Origin of the sequence: Paraburkholderia antibiotica (genome assembly GCF_012927125.1) — a bacterium.
GTDB lineage: Bacteria > Pseudomonadota > Gammaproteobacteria > Burkholderiales > Burkholderiaceae > Paraburkholderia > Paraburkholderia antibiotica.
Genome location: NZ_JABBFZ010000009.1, coordinates 69,229 through 91,005, shown reverse-complemented (window position 1 = coordinate 91,005; position 21,777 = coordinate 69,229). Strand labels below are relative to the sequence as shown.

At 60.0% G+C, this 21,777-nt stretch carries 20 protein-coding genes; 8 read left to right on the top strand and 12 right to left on the bottom strand.

From position 1 onward, the window contains the following. Positions 1-52: 52 nt before the first annotated feature. From HHL14_RS16615 to HHL14_RS16590, 6 genes are all read right to left on the bottom strand, one after another. Positions 53-745, bottom strand: coding sequence for a hypothetical protein (locus HHL14_RS16615; protein WP_169498842.1), 693 nt, complete (start codon positions 743-745; stop codon positions 53-55). Further along, entirely contained in the window at positions 745-1,227 is a 483-nt protein-coding gene (locus HHL14_RS16610) for a glycoside hydrolase family 108 protein (protein WP_169498706.1), read from the bottom strand. The genes HHL14_RS16615 and HHL14_RS16610 overlap by 1 nt, the downstream gene beginning before the upstream one ends. Before the next feature lie 54 nt (positions 1,228-1,281). Further along, positions 1,282-2,724, bottom strand: coding sequence for a tetratricopeptide repeat protein (locus tag HHL14_RS16605; RefSeq protein WP_169498705.1), 1,443 nt, complete (start codon positions 2,722-2,724; stop codon positions 1,282-1,284). 364 nt (positions 2,725-3,088) lie between these two features. Further along, positions 3,089-3,952, bottom strand: a complete 864-nt coding sequence (locus tag HHL14_RS16600) for an ABC transporter permease (protein ID WP_169498704.1) — start codon at positions 3,950-3,952, stop codon at positions 3,089-3,091. A 16-nt stretch (positions 3,953-3,968) separates the two neighbouring features. Further along, the gene (locus HHL14_RS16595; protein WP_169498703.1) at positions 3,969-4,763 is read right to left on the bottom strand and encodes an ABC transporter ATP-binding protein; all 795 of its coding nucleotides are present in this window, start codon (positions 4,761-4,763) and stop codon (positions 3,969-3,971) included. A gap of 39 nt (positions 4,764-4,802) precedes the next feature. Then, positions 4,803-5,822 carry an ABC transporter substrate-binding protein gene (locus tag HHL14_RS16590; protein ID WP_169498702.1) on the bottom strand — a complete coding sequence of 340 codons (1,020 nt, stop codon included), beginning with the start codon at positions 5,820-5,822 and terminating at the stop codon, positions 4,803-4,805. A gap of 269 nt (positions 5,823-6,091) precedes the next feature. Between HHL14_RS16590 and HHL14_RS16585 the strand changes: the two genes are divergently transcribed. The 6 genes from HHL14_RS16585 to HHL14_RS16560 all read left to right on the top strand — a co-directional run bounded on the left by HHL14_RS16585 (position 6,092) and on the right by HHL14_RS16560 (position 12,813). Continuing rightward, entirely contained in the window at positions 6,092-6,769 is a 678-nt protein-coding gene (locus HHL14_RS16585) for a response regulator (RefSeq protein ID WP_169498701.1), read from the top strand. 2 nt (positions 6,770-6,771) lie between these two features. Further along, entirely contained in the window at positions 6,772-8,151 is a 1,380-nt protein-coding gene (locus tag HHL14_RS16580) for a sensor histidine kinase (protein ID WP_169498841.1), read from the top strand. A gap of 126 nt (positions 8,152-8,277) precedes the next feature. Continuing rightward, on the top strand, positions 8,278-9,318 hold the full coding sequence (locus HHL14_RS16575) for an ABC transporter substrate-binding protein (protein ID WP_169498700.1): 1,041 nt from the start codon (positions 8,278-8,280) through the stop codon (positions 9,316-9,318). 50 nt (positions 9,319-9,368) lie between these two features. Beyond that, the gene (locus tag HHL14_RS16570) at positions 9,369-10,757 is read left to right on the top strand and encodes a sensor histidine kinase (protein WP_169498699.1); all 1,389 of its coding nucleotides are present in this window, start codon (positions 9,369-9,371) and stop codon (positions 10,755-10,757) included. 44 nt (positions 10,758-10,801) lie between these two features. Further along, positions 10,802-11,497, top strand: coding sequence for a response regulator transcription factor (locus tag HHL14_RS16565; protein ID WP_169498698.1), 696 nt, complete (start codon positions 10,802-10,804; stop codon positions 11,495-11,497). Positions 11,498-11,685: 188 nt separating this feature from the next. Beyond that, positions 11,686-12,813 (top strand): porin, encoded by a 1,128-nt coding sequence (locus HHL14_RS16560; RefSeq protein WP_169498697.1) that lies wholly within the window; start codon positions 11,686-11,688, stop codon positions 12,811-12,813. Between the two features lie 736 nt (positions 12,814-13,549). Here HHL14_RS16560 and HHL14_RS16555 read toward each other — a convergent pair. Then, on the bottom strand, positions 13,550-13,822 hold the full coding sequence (locus HHL14_RS16555; protein WP_169498696.1) for a transposase: 273 nt from the start codon (positions 13,820-13,822) through the stop codon (positions 13,550-13,552). Between the two features lie 373 nt (positions 13,823-14,195). Here HHL14_RS16555 and HHL14_RS16550 point away from each other — a divergent pair, with 373 nt between their 5' ends. Continuing rightward, positions 14,196-15,074: an EAL domain-containing protein gene (locus HHL14_RS16550; RefSeq protein ID WP_230413076.1), complete on the top strand. Its 879-nt coding sequence runs from the start codon at positions 14,196-14,198 to the stop codon at positions 15,072-15,074. 256 nt (positions 15,075-15,330) lie between these two features. On the opposite strand, the gene rfbA is transcribed toward HHL14_RS16550, so the two are convergent. Further along, positions 15,331-16,224 carry a glucose-1-phosphate thymidylyltransferase RfbA gene (gene rfbA / locus HHL14_RS16545; protein WP_169498694.1) on the bottom strand — a complete coding sequence of 298 codons (894 nt, stop codon included), beginning with the start codon at positions 16,222-16,224 and terminating at the stop codon, positions 15,331-15,333. A gap of 338 nt (positions 16,225-16,562) precedes the next feature. Here rfbA and HHL14_RS16535 point away from each other — a divergent pair, with 338 nt between their 5' ends. After that, positions 16,563-16,703 carry a hypothetical protein gene (locus HHL14_RS16535; protein ID WP_169498692.1) on the top strand — a complete coding sequence of 47 codons (141 nt, stop codon included), beginning with the start codon at positions 16,563-16,565 and terminating at the stop codon, positions 16,701-16,703. 75 nt (positions 16,704-16,778) lie between these two features. Here HHL14_RS16535 and HHL14_RS16530 read toward each other — a convergent pair whose 3' ends face one another. The 4 genes from HHL14_RS16530 to HHL14_RS16515 all read right to left on the bottom strand — a co-directional run bounded on the left by HHL14_RS16530 (position 16,779) and on the right by HHL14_RS16515 (position 21,746). Continuing rightward, entirely contained in the window at positions 16,779-18,281 is a 1,503-nt protein-coding gene (locus HHL14_RS16530) for a lipopolysaccharide biosynthesis protein (RefSeq protein WP_169498691.1), read from the bottom strand. Between the two features lie 75 nt (positions 18,282-18,356). Further along, positions 18,357-19,001: a hypothetical protein gene (locus HHL14_RS16525; protein WP_169498690.1), complete on the bottom strand. Its 645-nt coding sequence runs from the start codon at positions 18,999-19,001 to the stop codon at positions 18,357-18,359. A 13-nt stretch (positions 19,002-19,014) separates the two neighbouring features. Next, positions 19,015-21,288, bottom strand: coding sequence for a polysaccharide biosynthesis tyrosine autokinase (locus HHL14_RS16520; RefSeq protein ID WP_169498689.1), 2,274 nt, complete (start codon positions 21,286-21,288; stop codon positions 19,015-19,017). A gap of 17 nt (positions 21,289-21,305) precedes the next feature. Beyond that, on the bottom strand, positions 21,306-21,746 hold the full coding sequence (locus HHL14_RS16515) for a low molecular weight protein-tyrosine-phosphatase (protein WP_169498688.1): 441 nt from the start codon (positions 21,744-21,746) through the stop codon (positions 21,306-21,308). Between the last annotated feature and the right edge of the window lie 31 nt (positions 21,747-21,777).

Here is a 21,777-nt window from a genome sequence, read left to right as displayed (position 1 = left end):
GCGACACCGAGGTATGGCGTCGCGTGCCTGTTTCGCTTAACGAAGCATTCGCTCAACTGCCCGAAAAGATCGGACCCTGCGCGCCCGGTGCGAACGACTGAAACGTATCGCCCGATGACGCAGCCGGCGCCCCGGATGCGGGCGGCCCCGATGGCGGTGCCGGCTCGCGCAGCGTCAGCGCGCTATTCGTGGTGATCGGCACACTCGGCTGGGCGAGCAACTCGGTCTTGCGCATCGAGCCGACCGACGTGCCGAAGTAGTAGCTGATGATGCTGATCCACGCGGTCCCCAACGCACCGACCACCACGTTGACGAGATCCTTGTTGGCGGGCGGCAAGGACTGAAATGCCATCAGCAGCAGAATGCCGAAGAAGCCGGTGGTTACCGCCATCGCGAGTACTTTCGGCACCCAGTCGCGATTGGTGACGCCCATCGCGCGTGCGTTGGCGCGATCGCCGGCGGCGATGCGAGCCATGTCGCTGTCGTGCGCGAGGCTCGATTGCGCGGCGCTCACCATCAACTGCTGCAACTGTAGCGAGTTGGCGCTTTCCGCCTGGCGGATCTTTTCGAGCGCGCCGGGGTCGTTCAACGCCGGTTCCACGAAGGCAGGATCGCTAGGCGTGCCGAGCGTGTGCGAGATGATCGCGGCTGCTGCTGTCACGCCAAGGCCGACCGGACCACCCACGAGCTCGGCGAGAAGCGGGGCGGTGCTACCGATGTTCGTCGCTACTTTAGACCAGTCCATCATGCCGCTCCCAGAAGAAGATTGGATGCCATCCGTTCGGTCCAGCCGCGGCTGAAACTCGGCCATGCATGCAGGTTGCGCAGATAGCGCAGACGATACGCGGCGAAGCGCATCACGAACTTCATCGGGTCCACGCTCTTGACCGCGTTCAGCGTATCCGGGCCGAACTTGCCGTCTTCCTTCGCGCCGGACGCCTTCTGCATCCACAGCACGACGAGGCCGCCGTTGTAGTTCGCGTCGAAAATCTGGAAGGCCACGCGCGGATCGAGTTCGTCGAGATGCAGCGGATCCCAGTACCTGCGTTTGGCGATCTGATGCGCGGTGTCGAGCGGCAGATCTTTCATCGGGCCGCTATAACCCTCGTTGCGCGCGACGCGCGCGGTCACACCCCACATCGTTTCGCCGCCGGGATCGGCGGGATTGAAGCTGTAACCGCCTTCATTTCCGATCAGGGCTTTGAATGCGTCTTCGAAGCTGTCCATCGAACTGTCTCCTCTTCGGCTGTGTGCACGACTCAAATCGCGAATGCATTCGGCTCAGAGCGCGTGCATCGCACTTCCTCCGGCGTCGTGCGTTGCATCGAGCGATGCCCGCAGCGGAGATGCCGCCGATGGATTCGGAACGGGTCTGGCTTGATCGCCGGGCCTCGGTGTAGGCGTGTCGCCTGCGTCCTGAACCGCATTGGCGAAGTGCGCCAGTTCGTTTTCGCGTGCCGACAGCGTGCTGGGGTCGAGCTGCAATGCCTGTGCATATTTCAGTGAGGCGGCGTGTAAATCGCCTTTATGTTCGAGCGCGCGGCCCCATTCGACATACGACGGCGCATGATCGGGGCGCAGCTTGACGGCGGCCGACAGATGCTTGATCGCTTCGTCGTAGTGGCCGATGCTGGCAAGCGCTTCACCCCAGTCGTGCAGCGTGTCGACGGATTCGGATTTCTCCGCGGCGCGCCGGAACGCTTCGATCGCTTCTCCGTATCGATGCGCGTGCAGCAACACGTCGCCAAGCAGTCGCAGGTTTTCGGCGGTGTGCGACTTTTCCCTGGCGCCTTCACGCAATACCGCGAGCGCGGCGTCGATGTGGTTCTGCTGTTCGAGCACGATGCCGAGGCTTGCGCGCAGCACTGCCGAATCCGTGTACACGTCCAGCGCGTCACGAATCTGCCGCTCGGCATCTTTCCACAGTTTCTGATTGATGAACAGCCATGCTTTGCCCGCGATCGCCCATTCGCCTTGCTCGGATGCAGGCAGTTTGAGCACATCTTCATAGATGCCGAAGATCTCGCGATAGTCGCACTGTTCGAACGAGCATCGGGACTTTCGAACTTGCGTGAACAGGTGACTCGCGAGGATGTTCGGCTCGGCGAGTCGCATTGCCTTGACCGCTATTGCGTGCACGAAGTCTTCGAGGTCACGTCCTTCGAACGATACGGTGCTTTGGTGGCTGTCGAACGGGCCGCCTTCTATCTGCACGTGCGCGACGTACGAGTCCAGTCCGTCGTTGGTCTTCGTGATGCCGACGTGCACGATCACGTCGGTGCGATGCATCACGCTTTTGATGAACCGCACGGTCGACGCGTACGACATCTCCTGCCCCGGAATCTGGATATCCGGTTGCGCGTCGTTGTCGGTGACCGTATCGTGAGGAATCGATTCGGCATCCTGTCCGATTTCCTTCATCGTCGACATGATCCGCTCGGCGATGAAGCTGGAGGTATAGCCGCGTTCGCTCAGCGTTTGCGGCGCTTCGACCGGCGGTACCCGTAACTGGCGGGTGAATACGTCGCGCACGACGAGGCAGAACAAACCGATCGCGAGTATTCCGACCATCCACGGCAACACGTACGGCCACAGTTGCTTGGGTCCGCGGCCGACGAAGCCGATGGCGCGCAATCCACGCTGAAGGAATTCGCGCAAGTGACTGCGTCGAGACGGGCTACCATGCCCGCTCGCTGGCCAACGTTGACTGTGTTCGCTCGACATGACTCACCTCGCCTCGATCCGCTCGATGTTGGGAACTGCCCGACTTGCGCGGGGATAATGCATCGAGCGTGCCATCGGGCGCGACACGCGGTGGTAGCGGGATGTTGGCTGGGAGTGAGCGGCTTGAAAGAAAGAAGTGTTGCGCGCTGTCCAACGTGTAAGGGACAACCGTTTGTTGCGGGGAGACAGCGAGCGCAAAAGTGGCTTAAAAAGCAGGCTGAAAAAAGCTAGGCGTGCTTCCGGAAATAGAAAAGCCGCTCAGTTAAAAACTGAGCGGCTTTAACGACGCGTATTGCTGGTGCGAGGTCGAACTATACGAAATCCAGACTAAACGACACGGAAAACAAAGCGATAGCGGACATCCTCAAACCGAACTCGGCCGCCATTTCAACAGGCGATTCTCGACCGCGGTCAACAGATAGTCGGCTGCCAATGCCACCACCGCCAGCACGATCATCGCCGCGAACACTCCGCTCGCATTGAACGCGCCCTGCGCGGTCGAAATCAGCAAACCGATACCCTGCTTCGAACCGAGAAACTCGCCGACCACCGCGCCGACCAGCGCGAAGCCGAAGCTCACGTGCAAGCTTGCGAGAATCCAGCTGAGCGCGGACGGAATCACGACCGAGGTCGTCACCTGGCGGCGCGACGCGCCGAGGATCTGTGCATTCGCGATCATGTAGCGGTCCGCTTCGCGCACACCCTGGAACGCATTCGCGAACACGACGAAGAACACCATCACCACCGCGAGCGCAACTTTCGACGCCATGCCGAGGCCGAGCGCGATCACGAACACCGAGCCGAGCACGACGCGCGGAATCGAATTGGCGACCTTGATATAGACACTGAATACGTCCGCCAGCAGTTTGTTGCGACCGAGCACGATGCCGCAGAAAATCCCGGCTATCGAGCCGATGATGAAGCCCAGTCCGGTTTCTTCCAGCGTGACCCACACTTGCGTGAGCAGCGGGCCTTGCGATGTACCGTTCACGAACCAGTCGACGATCTGCTCGAAAATCGCGCTCGGCATCGAGAAGAAGAACGGGTCGATCCACTTGAGCCGCGCGGACAGTTCCCAGCCGCCGAGCACGACCACGAGTATCAGAATGCGCAGAGAAATGACCAGCGCCTGACGTTGACGAATCTTCTGTTGCGCGATGCGCTCGACGTGGGCGAGCGACGCGGCGTCGATGCCCGTAGGCATCATCTGTTGAGCGGGAGTAGACATGTTTGCCGTTCCTTGATTAACCGATCTGCACTTCTTCGCGCAGGTCATGCCAGATATCGCGCGAAATTTCGATGAAGCGCGGGTCGTAGCGGATCTCCGACGTGACGCGCGGACGCGGCAGATCGATTTCGTACACCTTCTTCAGCGTCGCGGGGCGCGCGGTCAGCACGAACACGCGGTCGGCGAGCGCAATCGCTTCTTCGAGATCGTGCGTGACGAACACTACCGAGCCGGCGCCGCCCCACAGTTGCAGCAGTTCGTCCTGCATCAGCGTGCGCGTTTGCATGTCGAGTGCCGAGAACGGTTCGTCCATCAGCAGGATTTCCGGCTTGTTGATGAAGGTCTGCGCAAGCGCGACGCGCTTGCGCATGCCGCCGGACAGTTGATGCGGATAGTGCTTGCCGAACTTTTCGAGGCCCACGCGGCGCAGCCATTCGTTCGCTTCGTCGTAGGCGGCCGATTTCGAGCGGCCGCGATACAGCGGACCCGCCGCCACGTTGTCGAGCACCGAGCGCCACGGAAACACCGCGTCGGCCTGAAATACGAAGCCGATGCGCGGGTCGATGCCATCCACCGGCGCGCCCATCACGCGCACTTCGCCGGTGGTCGGTTGCAGCAGACCGGTAATCATGCTGAGCGTGGTGGACTTGCCACAGCCCGTCGGGCCGACCACCGCGACGAACTCGCCGCGTGCGACCGACATGCTGAAGTCGCGCAAGGCGATCGTGGCCTTGCCGTCCGGGGAAATGAAACGACACGACACGTTGCGCAATTCGATCGCGGGTGTCTCGCGTGACATAGGTTGATTCATCGACGGGTGCCTCGCAGTTCTGTGAATATGAAAGAAGCGTTACTTCGCCGCGGTCTTGACCGGCGCGGCGACGTAATCGTTCGTGTAGGTCTTGGCCAGATCGATATGCTTGCCCTTGACCGACGGATTGAACGCCGACAGCACCTTCAGCACCGTGTCCGGACCGTCGGCGGGCATCTTGCCGTCCTTCGTGAACATCGGCAGCGATGCTTTCAGCGCGCCCACGTACAGATCCTTGTTGTTACCGTAGTAGTCCTTAGGCATCTTCGCGGCGATATCTTCCGCGCTGTGCGTCGCCATGAAATTCAGCGTCTTCGCGAACGCGTGCGACAGTTTGGTCGCTTCGTCCTTGTGCGCTTCGGCCCATGCGCGCTGCACGTAGAAGCTCGACGCCGGATAGGTGCCGCCGAGTACCGCGCGCGTGCCTTCGACGTTGCGCATGTCGACCAGCACCTTCGCGTCGCCGGTTTTCAGCAGTTGCGACACGGTCGGTTCGGTGGTCATGCCGGCGTCGATGCGACCTTGCTTGATCGCGACGATAAAGCTGTTGTCCGCGCCGACCGGCAGCATCGTGTATTGCGTGGACGGCACGCCCGCGCGTTGCGCGAGGTACTGCGTGAGGAAGCTCGTCGACGAACCGAGACCGGTCACGCCCAGCGTCTTGCCCTTGACGTCGGCCATGCTCTTCAGCGAGTCGGCCGCCTTGGTCGAGACCATTTCGACTTCGCCCGGCACCTGGCCGAACACGACGAGCGCCTGCACTTCCTTGCCCTTGCTTTGCAGATCGATCGTGTGATCGTAGAAGCCGACCACCCCTTGCACCGCGCCCGCGAGCAGTTCGTTCTCCGCATCGACGCCGGCCGGCTGCGACAGGATCTCGACGTCGAGGCCTTCGTCCTTGAAGTAGCCGAGCTGCTCGGTCAGTTTTGCCGGCAGATAGATGATCTTGGTGGCGCCGCCGACCATGATCGTGATCTTCTCCGCGTGGGCGGCGGCCGACGCGGCGGCAAGGGCGAACGCAACACTCGATACAACGGCAAGCTGGCGCAAAGTACGCATGGGGCAGTCTCCTTAGGTTGGATCGCCGCGAGCAGGGTGTGCGGCGTTTTTGGGTAAGTGCTGGCGATTATAGAAATGCGAAACCTTCTGAAAGCTTTCTGGGTTCGGCGCAAAACATGGGTGTTAACCCGAGACTTTGGCGGCGCTGCTGCGGGATTTCCCGGGTTCGAGCGACAAGCGGGGGGACGTATGCGGCAAACCACATTGCACGCGCGCAGCCCTCTTGTTTTAAGGCACAATCGACGGCCTGACTTTTTGCCGTTGCCGCCATGAAGCTGCTGCTGATCGAAGACAACCCCACGCTCGCGCATTGGCTCGCGAAGATGCTCGAGCAGGAAGCCTTCGCACTCGATGCCGTACAGGACGGCGACGAAGCCGACCGCCTGTTGCGCACCAATCACTACGACGTGATCCTGCTCGACCTGAATCTGCCGAAGCTCTCCGGCAAGAACGTGCTGCGCCGGCTGCGTCAGCGAGGCGATGCCACGCCGGTGCTGATCCTGACGGCGAGCGGTTCGATCGACGAAAAAGTCGAACTGCTCGGCGCTGGCGCCGACGATTACCTCGTCAAGCCTTTCGAGGTGCGCGAACTGATTGCACGGATCAAGGTAGCGATTCGCCGGCAGTCGCCGTCGAAGGCGGGCGAAGTGGTCTGCGGGGATCTGTCGTTCGATATCGACACGCGCCAGTTCACGCTGAAGGGGGCGCCGCTGAACGTCACGCCGCGCGAACGTTCGGTGCTCGAAGCGCTGATTCTGCGGCTCGGCAAGACGGTGACGAAGCCGGCGCTGGTCGATGCGATCTTCACGCTGGCCGATGAACCGAGCGAGGACGCGGTCGAGATCTACATCTCGCGTCTGCGCAAGAAACTCGACGGCAGCTCGGCGGCGATCGTCACGCTGCGCGGGCTCGGCTATCTGCTGCGCAAGAAAGAAGACGAGCAGTGACGATGGCCAATAGCCTGCGCGTACGTTTGCTGTGGTGGCTGCTGGTGCCGCTGGCGCTGTACGTGTTCGTGACCGGCAAGACCGAGTATGACAACGCGCGCAGCACCGCGAATCTCGTGCAGGACAATCAGCTGGTCGCGTCCGCGCGGATGATCGCGGGAGAGGTCGAGTGGATGGACGGCTTTTTGCGCGTCGATGTCCCTCCAGCCGCGCTCGAAATCTTCGCGTCGCCATATCGCGACCAGGTGTTCTATAGCGTGCGCGTCGACGATGGTCGACTGCTTGCCGGTACGCCCGATTTTCCGGCGCGTCCCGCACAGGCTCCCGACGTGCCGGACTCGTACTACACGGAATTGCACGGCGAGCAGGTGCGCGCGGTCGATATCGTGCGGCTCATGTATGACAACGGCGTCACGCGCCGCGTACGCGTGACGGTCGGCAAGACCGTGCGCTCGCGCGATGCGATGACGCGGCAACTATGGCGTCCGCAACTCGTGCGGCAACTCGAGATGATCGCGTTGGCGGTCGCGCTGGTGTGCATCGGACTCACGTTCGAATTGCGGCCGTTGATGAAAGTCAAGGACGAGGTGGAGGATCGCGATCCGATGCAGCTCGAACCGATTCGCGTCGAGCGTCTGCATTCGGAGTTGCGGCCGATCGTCGATGCGATCAATCAGTGCATTACGCGTCTCGGCGTGCAGGTCGCCGCGCAGCGCCGCTTTATCGCGGATGCCGCGCATCAATTGCGTACGCCGCTCACGCTGCTCGGCACGCAATTGCAATTCGCGCGGCAACAGGAAGGCCTTAATCCCGCGCTCGACGAAGCGCTGGCCGCGATGCACCGAAGCAATCGTTCGATGGTCGGGCTCACCAACAAGCTGCTTCTGCTCGCTCAGGCCGAGGCCGCCGATAGCGCGGCAGCCGCGATGGAAAGCGTCGATCTGGTGCCGCTCGCGATGGAGGTTGTCGAAGATCTTGCGCTGCTCGCCCAGGCGCGCGAGATCGATCTCGGCGCCGAATTGCATGGCACGGCGTTCGTGCATGGGCATCGCGGCCTGTTGCAGGCGCTGATCGCGAACCTCGCGGAGAACGCGATTCGCTACACCGGCAGCGGCGGCCACGTCACGGTTGCCGTCACCGCCGACGCCCGAACGGTTACGGTCAGCGTGATCGACAATGGCCCCGGCATTCCGGCCGAATCGCGCAGCCGCGTGTTCGAACCGTTTTTCCGCGCCTCGACGGATACGGAAGGAACCGGCCTCGGGCTCGCGATCGTGCGTGAAATCGCGGACGCACATCACGGCGAGATCGCGCTGAAGACGGGCGAGGGCGGCAAGGGCGTGGATATCGGTGTGACGTTTCCACGCGCGGTACCGAAATGATCGGGACTAACCCGTAGTTCGCGCGAATTCGCATGCCGTGAAAGCATCGGGAAGGGTTCGCCCATTCAGAATCACGGGCAGGCGACCCGCGCGGTGCCCAGACAAAAAATCACGGAGACATCCACCATGAAGCTTCCTTCGACGCGTTTTTCGCGCGCGGTCTACGTGGCCGTCGCGGCGTCGTTCGCGTTCTGCGGGTTCGCGCGGCTTACCGCGCCCGCGCAGGCCGCCGCGCCGGAGAAACTCGCGATCATGGTGGGTGGTATTAACAAGCTCATCTATTTGCCGGCGCGCCTTGCCGAACAGCTTGGCTATTTCACGGCGGAAGGGCTCGACGTCGAACTGCTGTCGCAGCCGACCGGAATCGATGGCGAAAACGAAATGCTCGCGGGCGCGGTGCAGGGCGTGGTCGGCTTCTACGATCACACGATCGATCTGCAGACGCGCGGCAAGGAGGTGAAGACGATCGTCGTGTTCAGCCAGGTACCCGGCGAAGTGCAACTGGTCGCTGCGAAGTCGGCGGAGTCGATTCGCAGCATGGCCGACGTGCGCGGTAAAACGCTCGGCGTGACGGGGCTCGGTTCGTCGACGAGCTTTCTCACGCAATACCTCGCGCAGCGCGCGGGCGTGCCGTCCACGCAATACACGCTGCTACCGGTCGGCGCGGACAGCAGTTTTATCGCAGCGATGCGGCAGGGCCGTATTCAGGCGGGCATGACCACCGAGCCGACTGTCACTCAATTGTTAAAGGCGGGCGATGCGAAAGTACTCGTCGACATGCGCAATGTCGACGGCACGCGCGCCGCATTGGGCGGTACTTATCCCGCGTCGAGTTTTTACGTGCAAACCACGTGGCTCGACGCGCATTCGGACGAGGCCGCGAAACTCGCGCGCGCGTTCGTGAAAACGCTGCGCTACATGCATACGCATAGCGCGGAGCAGATTGCCGCACAGATGCCGAAAGAGGATGTCGGCAAGGACCGGGCTTTATATATCAGTGCGCTGCAGGCTTCGTTGCCGATGTACACCGTGGACGGCAAGATGCCCGCGGACGGTCCGCAGACGGTGCTCAAGGTGCTGTCGGGTTTCAATCCGGCGGTGAAGGGGCGCCATATCGATCTGTCGCGTACGTTCACCAATCAGTTTGTCAATGACGTGAAGCCTTGAAAGTGCGCTGAGCGCGCTTGTCGCTTCGAGCCGCAGAGGATTGACGCATCGTGTTTTCCGGCAGTTTGCGCGGGCGCTTGCTGTGGTGGCTGTTGTTGCCGCTGGCCGTGTTCGTCTCCATTTCCGTTGTCATTTCCTACCGGTTCTCGCAGACCACAGCGGATCTGGTGCAGGACAACGCACTGCTTTCGTCGATGAGAATCATCGGCGAGGATATCGACTGGGACAACGGCTCGGTGTCGATCCAGATTCCGCCAGCCGCGCTCGAACTGTTCGAATCGCCGGAGCAGGACACCGTTTTCTATCGCGTCGAGGCAAGCGGCCAGCGTCTTCTCGCCGGCAGTCCCGACTTGCCATTGCCACCGCATCTGAGCGAAAGTCCCACGCTGTATTCCACGCATTTCAGTGACGGTCGCGCGGCGCGCGCGGTGGCCTACGTGCGGCAGCTTTACGATTCAGGACGTACCGAGGAAGTCGTCGTCGCGGTGGCGAAGACGGAGGGATCGCGCGATGCGATGGTGTGGCGTCTGCTGCGACCGCAATTGTCCGGCGAAGTACTGACGCTGGTACTCGCGATGGTGTTCGTCTATCTCGGCCTCACATTCGAACTATTGCCGTTGATGAGGGTGAAGGACGACGTCGCGGATCGCAACACATCGCAGCTCGAACCGATTCGCGTTGCGCGTTTGCACGTCGAATTGAGGCCGATCGTCGACGCGATCAACCAGTGCATTGCGCGGATGGGCCAGCAGGCCGCGACGCAGCGGCAGTTCATCTCCGACGCCGCGCATCAGTTGCGCACACCGCTCGCGCTGCTGGTCGCACAGATTCAATTCGCGCGACAACGCGATAGCCGAGACGCGCCGCTTGCCGAGGCGCTCGTGGGTATGCACAAGAGCAGCCGCAAGCTGACCACGCTGACCAACAAACTGTTGCTGCTCGCGCAGGCCGAGTCGGCGACACCGTTCAGTGCGCGCGAGCGGATCGATCTGGGGGCGCTGATTGCGGGTGTGTTGGAGGAATTGATCGCGTATGCACAGTCGCGCGAAATCGATCTGGGCGCGGAGCTGGAAGACGGTTTATACGTGACCGGGGACGAAGCATTGACCGCGGCACTCGTGACCAATCTCGTCGATAATGCGCTGCGTTATACCCAATCGGGTGGTCACGTCACGGTGCATACACAGCGGAGTGGCGAGATGGCGATCGTACGCGTGATCGATAACGGTCCGGGCATCGAGGGCGAGGCGCGCGAGCGCGTGTTCGAGCGGTTCTATCGCGCGTCGAGCCATGCCGAAGGGACCGGCCTCGGTTTGCCGATCGTGCGTGAAATTGCGCAGCGCCAGGGCGGTACGGTGTCGCTTGCGTCGAACGAGGGCGGCGCGGGCCTTGTCGCTACTGTTGAGATGCGTTTGTGGAGCGGCAACGGTACAGGCTGATTTTTGCCGATTTGCTACGCGATCCGCGAAGGAAAAGGATAACGATGAAACTGCTGCTCGTTGAAGACGACGCCGATCTCGCGCGTTGGGTGATGAATCTGATGCAGGTCGAGCAATTCGTCGTCGACTGGGCGCAGAACGGCGAATGTGCCGAAACGCTGCTCGGCATGCAATGCTATGACGCGGTGTTGCTCGATCTGCGCTTGCCGGGCATCAGCGGCAAGGAGGTGCTGGCACGCCTGCGGCGCAAGCGCGACAACGTGCCGGTACTGATGTTGACCGCAAACGGTTCCACCGACGACAAGGTCGCGTGCTTTTCGGCGGGCGCCGACGATTACGTCGTCAAGCCCTTCGACGCACGCGAACTGGTGGCGCGGATCAAGGCGTTGATTCGCCGGCAGGCCGCGGGCGACAAGGGACAGTCGATCGAATGTGGCGATCTGCGCTATCTGTTCGATTCGCGCGAATTCGAACTGCAAAACGAGCGCTTTCCGTTGCGTCGACGCGAGCACGCGATTCTCGAAACGCTAATGCTGAGACAGGGCAAGACCGTTTCGAAAGCGACGCTAATGGACAAGATCTTCACGCTCGACGAAGAACAGAGCGCCGACGCGATCGACATCTATATTCATCGACTGCGCAAGCATCTCGCGGCATCGAGCGCGAAGATCATGACGCTGCGCGGACTGGGCTACATTCTGCGCGAGGAAGAGCCGCGCGAAGCCTTTGCCGCGAGCTGAAATGACAGTGCGATAAAAGCCGCCTCCATCTACTCGTCTTCTGTTGTCAATACCGCATCGTTCTAGTGTTTTCACCGAGCCCCATCGCTCTCCCGCGAAAGAGGCGTGAAGGGTTGTGCTGACTATTCTTGGCTTCGTCGTGGAAGCGGAAGTCGGATCAATTCAACACAGCGGTAGCGGAGGAGAAGATGGAGAAAAAAACCAGGTTGTTGCTTGTGGCGGGTAGCAGTGCTTTGGCGATGAGCAGCGTTCATGCGCAGTCGAGCGTGCAGCTTTACGGCTTGATGGATCTGAGCGCGGTGTCTTACCAGACCAACGCGAATGCGGACGGCAAGCACGTCATTTCGATGGGGATTAACGGCGAGCCCTGGTTCAGCGGTAGCCGCTTCGGCATGAAAGGCGCCGAAGATCTCGGCGGCGGCCTGAAGGCGATCTTCCGGCTCGAAGCGGAATATCGCGTGAGCGACGGCGGCATGGAAGACCCGGGTCAGCTCTTCGACCGCGACGCGTGGGTGGGTGTCGAAAGCGATACGTTCGGTAAAATCACAGCCGGCTTCCAGAATACCGTGGCGCGCGATGCTTCCGCGATTTACGGCGACCCATACGGCAGTGCCGCATTGACGACCGAAGAAGGTGGTTGGACCAACACCAACAACTTCAAACAGCTGATTTTCTACGCGGGCAGCGCGACCGGCACGCGTTATGAAAACGGCGTCGTGTGGAAGAAGCTCTTCACGAATGGCGTATTCGCCGCGGCGGGTTACGCATTCGGCAATCACACGAGCTTCGGTACCGACGCGACCTATACCGGTGCTCTCGGCTATAACGGCGGACCGTTCAACGTTTCCGCGTTCTTCAACCACGTGAACAACAACGGCTTCACGAACAAATCCTATTCGATTGGCGGTAACTACACGTACAGCATCGTTCGTGTGAATGCCGGCTATTTCCACTACTCGGGCGATCAGGGTGCGCTGGGTCAGCGTCATGACAATGCGTGGACCGTGTCGCTCAAACTGTCGCCGAAGGGCCCGTTCGATTACGCGATCGGCTACCAGCAAATGCATGCATCGAACGCCGCGTTCGACGACAACGGCGGCACCGCGAACGCGAACCTCGCGTTCAATCCCGATGGCGGTACGGCAAGCGGGTATAAGGAGACCCTGTACGCGTCGATGTTTTACCACCTGTCGAGGCGCACCGAACTATACGTGGCAGGCGATTATATGAAGCTGCACAACGGCTACGTCGTTGCGACAACCTACGGCGCGAAGAACCAGTTGGAGTTGACGACGGGTATTCGTACGCGGTTCTGAGTGCTGGGCAGCGTGTAATAGATTGGTTGGCTGAGTCTCTGAACGATTGTCGGTGTCACGAGCCGGTCGTTTGATTTGCCGAAAGCCACTGGTCTTGCCGCTCGAACCGTTCCGTGCTGAAAAAGCCGCCGCGCGATTTCGCGCGGCGGCTTTTTTTGCGTGCTTAAGCAGCCTTGGCTGCGGTTTCCCTGGCGAGCAGGCGCTGAGCCTGGTGGTCACCCTTTGCCGCCTCCTGCGCGGTCTGTACCGATGTCTCGCTCGCCTCAGCCAACATCGCGCGTGCGGCACTGCTAATACTGACCGTGTACGACGATCCCGCGGGACTCGCCGTCGATTGTGCCTTAGCCGAAGTGCTCGTGCTGGATGTGGGCGCCGCCGCTGTCGCCGCTGAGCCTGATGCGGCTGTCGAGCCCATTGTGCTCGTGGTGTTTTGACTTATTGCCTGAATAGACATTGATCTCTCCTGGTAAGAAAAGGGGTACTGCGTTCTGTCTATCGGCGTTGTTCAACAGTGCTTGAGAACTATATTTCCTCTTTATTTCATGGGCCTTAAGGGGTTGTTAAGGTTTGCATGAAAGGGTCTCAAGGCAGATCAGGTTCTTAAGATTTCGATAAGAATTTCTGCGTGTTCCGACGGCGAGGAAGCGAACCTGCGCATGAGCCACGGTTCGCGATATGAAGAAATTTTCCTTCGATGGGATATCCCGACTAAATGGCTTTGTTTAAATCGATGAATTTAAACATCGAATTGATCGACGTTCAGTAGCTCATTCACGCGCTTCAGAATACCTGCCTTGTTCCACGCCATATAGCGCAGATAGCAGGTCTGTTGCGGCGGAAACGTGGCGGGGAGCCGATGCCATTTTTCTTTATGCTGCTGCAGCCACAGAATGGCATTGAGAATGTCGCGGTCGCTGCGGCGTGGGCGCCCGCGCGTGGATGGAGGAAGCTCGGGAAACAGACCCTCGACGCGAGCCCAATCGGCGTCGGAGAGCGGGATTTCTAGCATCGGCTGTCTTGAATGAATTTAAGGGAAATTCGCAGTCGCTGGTCAATGTTGCGTCGCAGCGGATACTAGATAAACTTTTGGAGCCGGTCAAATCATTTGGCGCGCAATTTTATGTATCCCGACTTTCGCGATCTTCCCGATTTTGTATGCGCATTCGCTACGACGCTACGTCACGGGTGACATCGCGTAACGTGAGACGTAACGCAAACGTTTTGCGATGCGTTCTGAATTTAATCGGAGAGTGGTAATTCGAGTCGAAGTCCTTGTCAGGAAAGGATTTTGTCGATTTTTTGCAAATCATCGATAAAGCTACATTACATTTGGCATGGCTTTTGCGTGCTCTCGCGCGTTTACACGAAAAGACGTATCCGCCATGCACACGCTCGACTATGCGAAACATGCTGCGCTTGCGCGCACGATGACCGCGCGCCTGACCGCCATCGCGCAGAACGATGCGAGCGGTATCGACGACACCCCTGTACGACTCAGCGAGCTGGAGACCCGCGTTTGCGAAGGTTTGCGCGCGGGCGAGTTTCATCTCGTGTTTCAGGGTGCGTATCGCGTGGCGGACGGCACGCTGGCGCGTCTTGAAGCACAGCTTCGCTGGACGCATCCGGAATACGGCCTGTTGCTGCCGGGCATCTTCATGATGCCGCTCGAACATCCGCAGGTAGCCGAGGAAATGGCGGCATTCGTCGTCGATCGCGTATGCCGCGAGTTGCGCGATTGCGTGGCCGCACAGTTGCCGTTGCAGCCGATTGCGATCACGGTGCCGGCGCAGATTGCGTTGCTCGATTCGTTTGCCGACGACCTTGCGCGCGCCGCGCAGGTATATGGCGTGCCGTCGCATCTGTTTGAAATCGAAGTGGCTGATAGCGCGGAAGCGGCGAAGCTGCTGTCGTTGCGCACGATGACGGAAGGGCTCCGTGAGGCGGGGGTAGGTGTAGCGCTCGGCAAGTGGGGCAATGGGGCGTCGTCGCTTGCGTTGCTGGGTGCGCTTGATGTGGACACGATTACCGTCGCGCGAGAGTTGATGAGCGCGGTGCCGCGTGACGAACGGGCCGGTGTGGTGATGGCAGCGATGATGGATTTGCTGCGTGCACTTGGGGTGCGGGTGGTCGTGAATGGCATCGATACCCAGGAGCAATTGCAGTGGCTGCAAAGGTGGCCGGAAGCGCTGGCGCAAGGGGCGTTGCTGGCGCGGCCGCAGGCGGGGTTGGGGGAGGTGCTGGGCGCACAGTACGGACGATGATGCGGGGCATCGGGTAATTCCAGTTCAACTGACTGCATCCCTTCGTTTCATACATTCAATTCAATCGCACTGCGAGCTTTCTCGGCAAATGCACGCGCGCAGAACATGGTAAGCGCACTAGCCGCCTAAGTAAGCGCTGGTCGATGTCTTTATCGCTGGCCCAACCATCCCTCCATTCGAAGACCGACGTTAAGCAATTGCTCAACGTCGGCCGTCACATTACGCGACCACTCCTTTCAACGTAAAACGATCGCAGTCATCTGGATGGCCATGCGACGTGATCGGTAAGAATGTTTTGCAGGTATTGCCCGTAGGCATTCTTCGCGAGCGGCTTGGCGAGCGCGAGCAACTGCTCGCCATCGATCCACTGGCGCCGGTACGCGATCTCTTCCGGACACGCGACCACGAGACCCTGACGCTTCTGCAGCGTCGCGATGAAGGTCGCCGCCTCGATCAGCGAATCGTGCGTGCCGGTGTCGAGCCATGCATAGCCGCGGCCCATGATCTCGACGTTCAGCGCCGCGTTCGCGAGGTAGCGCGAGTTCACGTCGGTGATTTCGAGTTCGCCGCGCGGCGACGGCTTGATGTCGGCGGCGATGTCGCAGACCTGCTTGTCGTAGAAGTACAGTCCCGTGACCGCGTAGTTCGAACGCGGCTTGAGCGGCTTTTCCTCGATCGACAACGCACGGAACTGCTTGTCGAATTCGACCACGCCGTAGCGCTCCGGATCCTGCACGTGATACGCGAACACGGTCGCGCCATCGGGCTGTTCGTCGGCGCGCTCGAGCTGCTTCGCGAGGTCGTGGCCGTAGAAGATGTTGTCGCCGAGAATCAGCGCGGACGGATCGTTGTTCACGAACTCGCGACCGATGATGAACGCCTGCGCGAGCCCATCCGGCGACGGCTGCACCGCGTACTGGATGTTCATGCCCCACTGGCCGCCGTCGCCGAGCATCGCCTCGAAGCGCGGCGTGTCCTGCGGCGTGGAGATGATCAGCACGTCGCGGATGCCCGCCACCATCAGCGTGGACAGCGGGTAGTAGATCATCGGCTTGTCGTACACCGGCAGCAGCTGCTTGGAGACGACATGCGTGATCGGATACAGGCGGGTGCCCGAACCGCCCGCGAGAATAATGCCTTTGCGCGCCATTGCCGTGCCTTTACGCGCGTTGCGCGGAGTGAGTCTTGAGCCGGTTCAGGCTGGGAATGCAACGGCCATTACACGGCATCGCTCCTTCCCGTGTATCGCTCCGGTCGGACATGAAATCGACACCGACGAAGCGGGCGCGGTTCGTGGTCTGAATCATCAATTCTCCAATCGACTATAAACTTGGTGGTTCTGTTCGTTCACTAGCGGCATGCTGGCGAGGATTCACGGCAATGTGCACGCTATCGCACAGATGGAACGCGGAACGCCCATTACCCTGCTCGTGAATTGGGGGCGTCCGGTCGAGCGCATATAACCTGACAGTATGTAGGCAACAAATCATGGCCAAACGATATGTGATCAATGCAGCTCTGGCGCCGTTGCTCGCCGTGGTGATACTCGGATCAATCACCTTTGCGGTGGGGCTTGCCTTATTCGATGCGATGCGGGCTGACCCGAAAAACAGGAACCGATTTATCTAGCGGGTTCCTGCCGGCCAGGCGCAGCGAGCGTTGAATCTTTATGAGCATCGTTCGAGTTGGCCGACAAAGGCCAGATCAGCCCGGCGCGCCGGCATCGACATGAATTTTCCTGCGCTTGCGTCGCAATGTTTCGAACATTCCCCATAAGCTCGACAGCCGTTTCTTTGCGATAGCGACAAGGACCAGTCCATAAGAGGCTGCACCGATCGTTAGATCGGCAATCAGTTCCAGACCGGGACTCATGGGCGGTAACAATGCCCGGCTGCCGAGAATGACCCCGGCCATTGCGCAGGACGCGAGAAGCGGCGCGAGAAACTGCCCCAGGTACCGACTCGCCGACAGTCGCAGCAAGCGCAATGTCATGACGACTGGCGCGGGCCAGAACAGATACGTCTTTGCGACAAGCACGATCAACATCAACGAAATGCCTCGCGGCGCCAATAGAAAAAAGATCGGTATGTTGACGAGGCCGGTGAAGAGTTGATAGTAAAACCACCATTTGGCTTTCCCAAGGCTATTGATTAGCCCGGCTTGCAGAGTGCCAATGCAAGTGATGATGCCGAGAACACATAGAATACGGATAGGCCACAAGGCTCCAGCCCACTGCGGGCCGAATATCAAGGGGATGGCTCTATCCGCTACGGATGCGAGCCCAATAAAGACCGGGAAAGCGAAAATGCTGGTAAGAAACGTCGCCGACACGAACCCTTCCCGCACCCGTGCGATGTCATTCTGCATCCCGGAGAAGAACGGATGTGCGACGGCGCCGAGGGCACCGCTTGACACGTCATTGATGATCAAAAAAATGCGCCGCGAAAAATTGTATATCCCGAGTTGAGCCGCGCCCAACACAAAGCCCACGATGATCTGATCCGCTTGATTCCACAAGAACAGGAGCGTTTTAGTGCCGGACGCGTATAAGCCATAGTTAGTCAGATCGCGCAGGGCCGCGGTGCTGAATACGAGTTCGGGGCGCCAACGCGCAGTCCAGAACGTCGCCACGACCGATACGACGGAGGTTGCGAGCAGTGACATCGCCAATGCCCAGATACCGAATCCCTTCAGAACCAGTGCGATCGAAATTGCCGCCGCGACGATGCTCGCCAACGCAGTGCGGGTCGCAATCAGGCGAAAGGACAGTGTTTGGGTAAGCAGTGCCGTCGGCACAATACCCACGGCATCGACGATGACCCGAAGTCCCAGTACGGGAATGAGTTGCGCGAGTAGCGGCGCTCCGGACAACCTGGCGATGAGTCCGGCAAGTGCGATTAAAAGCACATAGGCTATAGCGCCGGATACGGCGCACAACCAGAAGACACTGCTGAGATGCAGCGAATCCTTTTGCATGCTCTGAACGAGCGCGTCGCCAAAGCCGCTCGGCACGAGTATCGCCGCCGCGGCGGCGATCGTCGCGGCGAGCGCGACGACGCCGAAATCGGCCGGCTTCAGCAGCCTCGAAGTCACGATGAAGACAAGCAGGCTCACCGCGGTCGGGACCGCGATGTTGAGCGCGGACCAGAACACGCCTCGAAACGCATCGAGAGAGCGGGAAGCGTCCACATTATTCAACGGTGCCATGCATGAACCTTCGGCGATGATTGAGATATTCGAGTGGTGCTATTCATTCCTGAGACGGGTCGGCGCTTTGTCTGCCTAGTTGTCCGATAGCGCAGACGGTCTGGAAAGCGAAGAGCGTTTGACTCGACAGGTCGCCGGCGAACAGGGCGACAACGCGGCCGGATTTCTGGGTGCGGCGACGTCGTCGTCATCGTCGTCCTTGCTCAGACTATTCTGCTTTTTGTTATGACGAACATCCGGTTTGTGGGTTGAGATAGCGGTGCCCGCGGCTGCCATGTCGCCTAACTGGCTCATGCTATCGGGGTCGCCGGTTAAGGGCATTGCCGTATTCAGCGCTGCCTTGTTGCGAATGGACCGGATATCCTTGCCGTTGAGCAAGCCTGCCGAGCCGCCCTGAGTTGCGGCGATTACGCCACTGTCGGACCGGAGGGATTTCTGTCGCGCGGCCTTGAACCTTGCGAGTGCCTTGCGGGTCGAGCGATAAAAAGGATCCTGCTCTTCGAGCAACGCAGCGTAGGGATCCTTTAATACAGGATCGTTCATCTGCCGAACCTGCGATTGCCCGCTCAGGTCCGGCGAGAGTAATCCGTTGTCCAGTTCGCCGGCGATGCCTGAGGCTGCATGCAGCCCGCACGTAGCGACGAGTAGAAAATATCCGCTTATGCGTCGGCGTTCGGAACGGTCATCGCTCACGCGATTGCCTCGGAAGGTCGCTTTCATACCCGGCATTCCCTCAGGACAGACGACGCTTGTCGCGCTTGTTCTGCGGTTCGGTCGAAGTGGACGAATAGCCGTAGCCATATCCATATCCGTATCGACCCGCATTGAAGCCGTTGAACACCAAACCGGATACGTTAACGCGGGCGCGTTGCAGCCGGTTGATCGTTTCCGTCAACTGTCGTGCGGAAGTGACGTCCGAGCGAACCACCAGGAACACCGCGCTGCATTGCTGCGCGATTGTGACCGCGTCGCTGACCGGCAAAACCGGCGGCGAATCGATCACGACATAGTCGTAGGCAGCGCTGGCCTCGCGCAGCAAGGCGGAGAAGCTCGGACGTTCGAGCAGTTCGCTCGGGTTTGGCGGCACGCGATTGCCGGCCGAGAGGACGTGCAGGTTGTCGACGCTGGTCGGCTGGATTGCATCCTTTAGCGAGACGGTGCCAGCCAGCACTTCCGCCAGACCGCCGGCCTTTTTGCACGGGAAGTAGTTGGCGAGGCCGGAGCGTCGCATGTCCGCATCGATCACGAGAACACGATCGCCGTTGATTGCCAGCAGGTAGGAGAAGTTCGCCGACGTGAACGTCTTGCCCAGTCCTTGGGTCGCCCCCGTAAACAGAACGACATTCGATTCGGCTCCAACGAGTGCGAATTTCAGCGTGCCGCGCAATGACCGCAAAGCCTCGATACTCGGGTCGCCGGGATCCGATTCGGCCAGCAACGCCACGTCCTCGCCGTTACGCCGCGATGCGCGCAGCAGCGTCGTCTGTCCCTTACTGGTCGGCACGACGGCGTAGAGCGGTACGTTGGCCACGCGCTCGACCTGCAACGGATCTCTCAGCGATCCACGCAGTGAGCCGATGAGCTGTACGGTAATGAAGGCGATCAACGTACCGGCAATCAACGCACCTGCCATGACGATGGGCGGCTTGGGCCAATCGGCTTTTTCCGGCGACACTGCGAAATCGATCACTGATACGTTGCCCGTTGTCCCTGCTTCCGCAACTTCAAGCTGTTGCGAGTTGGCGAGAAGGGCGGTGTAAAGCTGAGTGTTGACCGTCACGTCGCGCGCGAGCCGCAGGTAGTCCTGCTGTGTAGCGGGCAGCTTTTCGATCTGTCGTGACACGGTGTTTTCCATCGCGTCGATCGCGGCTTTTTGTGCCTGGAGTGCCTTGACTGACGGATGGAATTCATTGAACTGGGCCTTGGCCGCTTCGAGGTTCAGATCGACCAGCGTTCCCTGCTTGATGAGCGCCGCGGATTGCGTCAGCAATGCCTCGGTCTGGTCTTCGATATCGATCGTCTTTGTCGCGATCCGGTAGCGATTGAGGCGATCTTCGGACTGTTCCAGTTCGTTGCGCAACGCAGGCAGTTTGCCACTCAGAAATTGCAGACTGAGGCGCGCCTGTTCGGAACGGTGGGCCTTGTTGAGCGCGACATAGGCGTCGGCGATGGAGTTCGCGAAGTTCGCGGCGAGTACCGGATCTTTCGCCTTGAACGCCATCTGGATCATCGAGGAATCCTTGGTGGTTTCCTCGACCTTCAATTGCTTTCTGAGCGTCTCGATGGTGCTTTGCAGTGAATGCTGTTCGAGTTCAAACCGGGTGCCCGGACGTCCGGACAGTTCAGAGAGGGTGATCTTTGCGTTGAAAACGCCGTCGTCGGTCTGAACCGGGAAGGATACTGACTCGCCGACCCGGCCGTGCGCCATCAGCGTGCCGTCGCGTTTCTCGAGCTTCCAGTTATCGGGCGAGGTAATCGACAGATAGGTGTTTTTGCCGTACAGGGAGGACGGCAAAACGAATTCCGTTAATTTCAGTCGTTCGCCGCCCCATGCGAACGAGTCCAGTCCAAAAGGCGCGGGAGCGACGGGGGTCTGCGGGCCCAGCACGCGCGCGTAAAGTGCACCGATCACCGGGAAACGATTTGCGACCGCAATCGTAGTGTCCGCGCGGGTGGCATTGATGGCGTTGCCGATTACCGCTCTAGAATTGAGGATATCCAGTTCACCATCGAGCGACTTCGTCATGTCCAGTGCGCTTGCGACATCCGAAAGCGCGCCTAGCGCCGACGCCTGTTGCTGATCGACCTGAATCAGCACGTTTGCCTTGTAGGTCGGCGGCGCGAACACCGAATACAGCAATCCGAGCGCGAGAAAAGCGCCAATGATGGTAAGGAATAGCCTTTTATTGGACGTAATGTTGTGCCACAACTCCACCGGGCTGACCTCGTCTTCCGCCGCGGGTAACGGGTAGTTGGGCATCGTCGTTTCAATAGGGTAGCGTTTCATATGCAGACCTTTGTTTGTTATTGTTTGACACGCATGGCGGTCAGCCAGCTCTGAACGGCTTTTTCAATCGTGTCCAGGGTGATCCTGAATACCTCGTAATTTCCACCCACCGGATCCTTCACCTCGGTATTGATCCAATGGCCTAGCAACCAGATCTTTCCGCTGGCAGCGGGGAAGCGGGCGATCAACTGCTTGCGTTGTTCCTTGTCCATCACGAACACGAGATCCGCCCACGCCATATTTCCGCCGAGCAGCAGCTTCGCCTTCTTCGACGAGACGTCGTACCCTTTTTCCTGCAAAGCTTTGGCTGTCAATGGATGCACTGCTTCGCCGACCGCGCCGGCAATGCCCGCGGATTCGACCTCGAAGCCGTCGATATGGCCTACCGCGTGGCGCAGCACGCTTTCCGCCATAGGACTGCGGCAGACATTGGCGAGACAGATAACCAGTAGTTTCATTTCATCTCCAACCGGATCATCTCGATCCGAC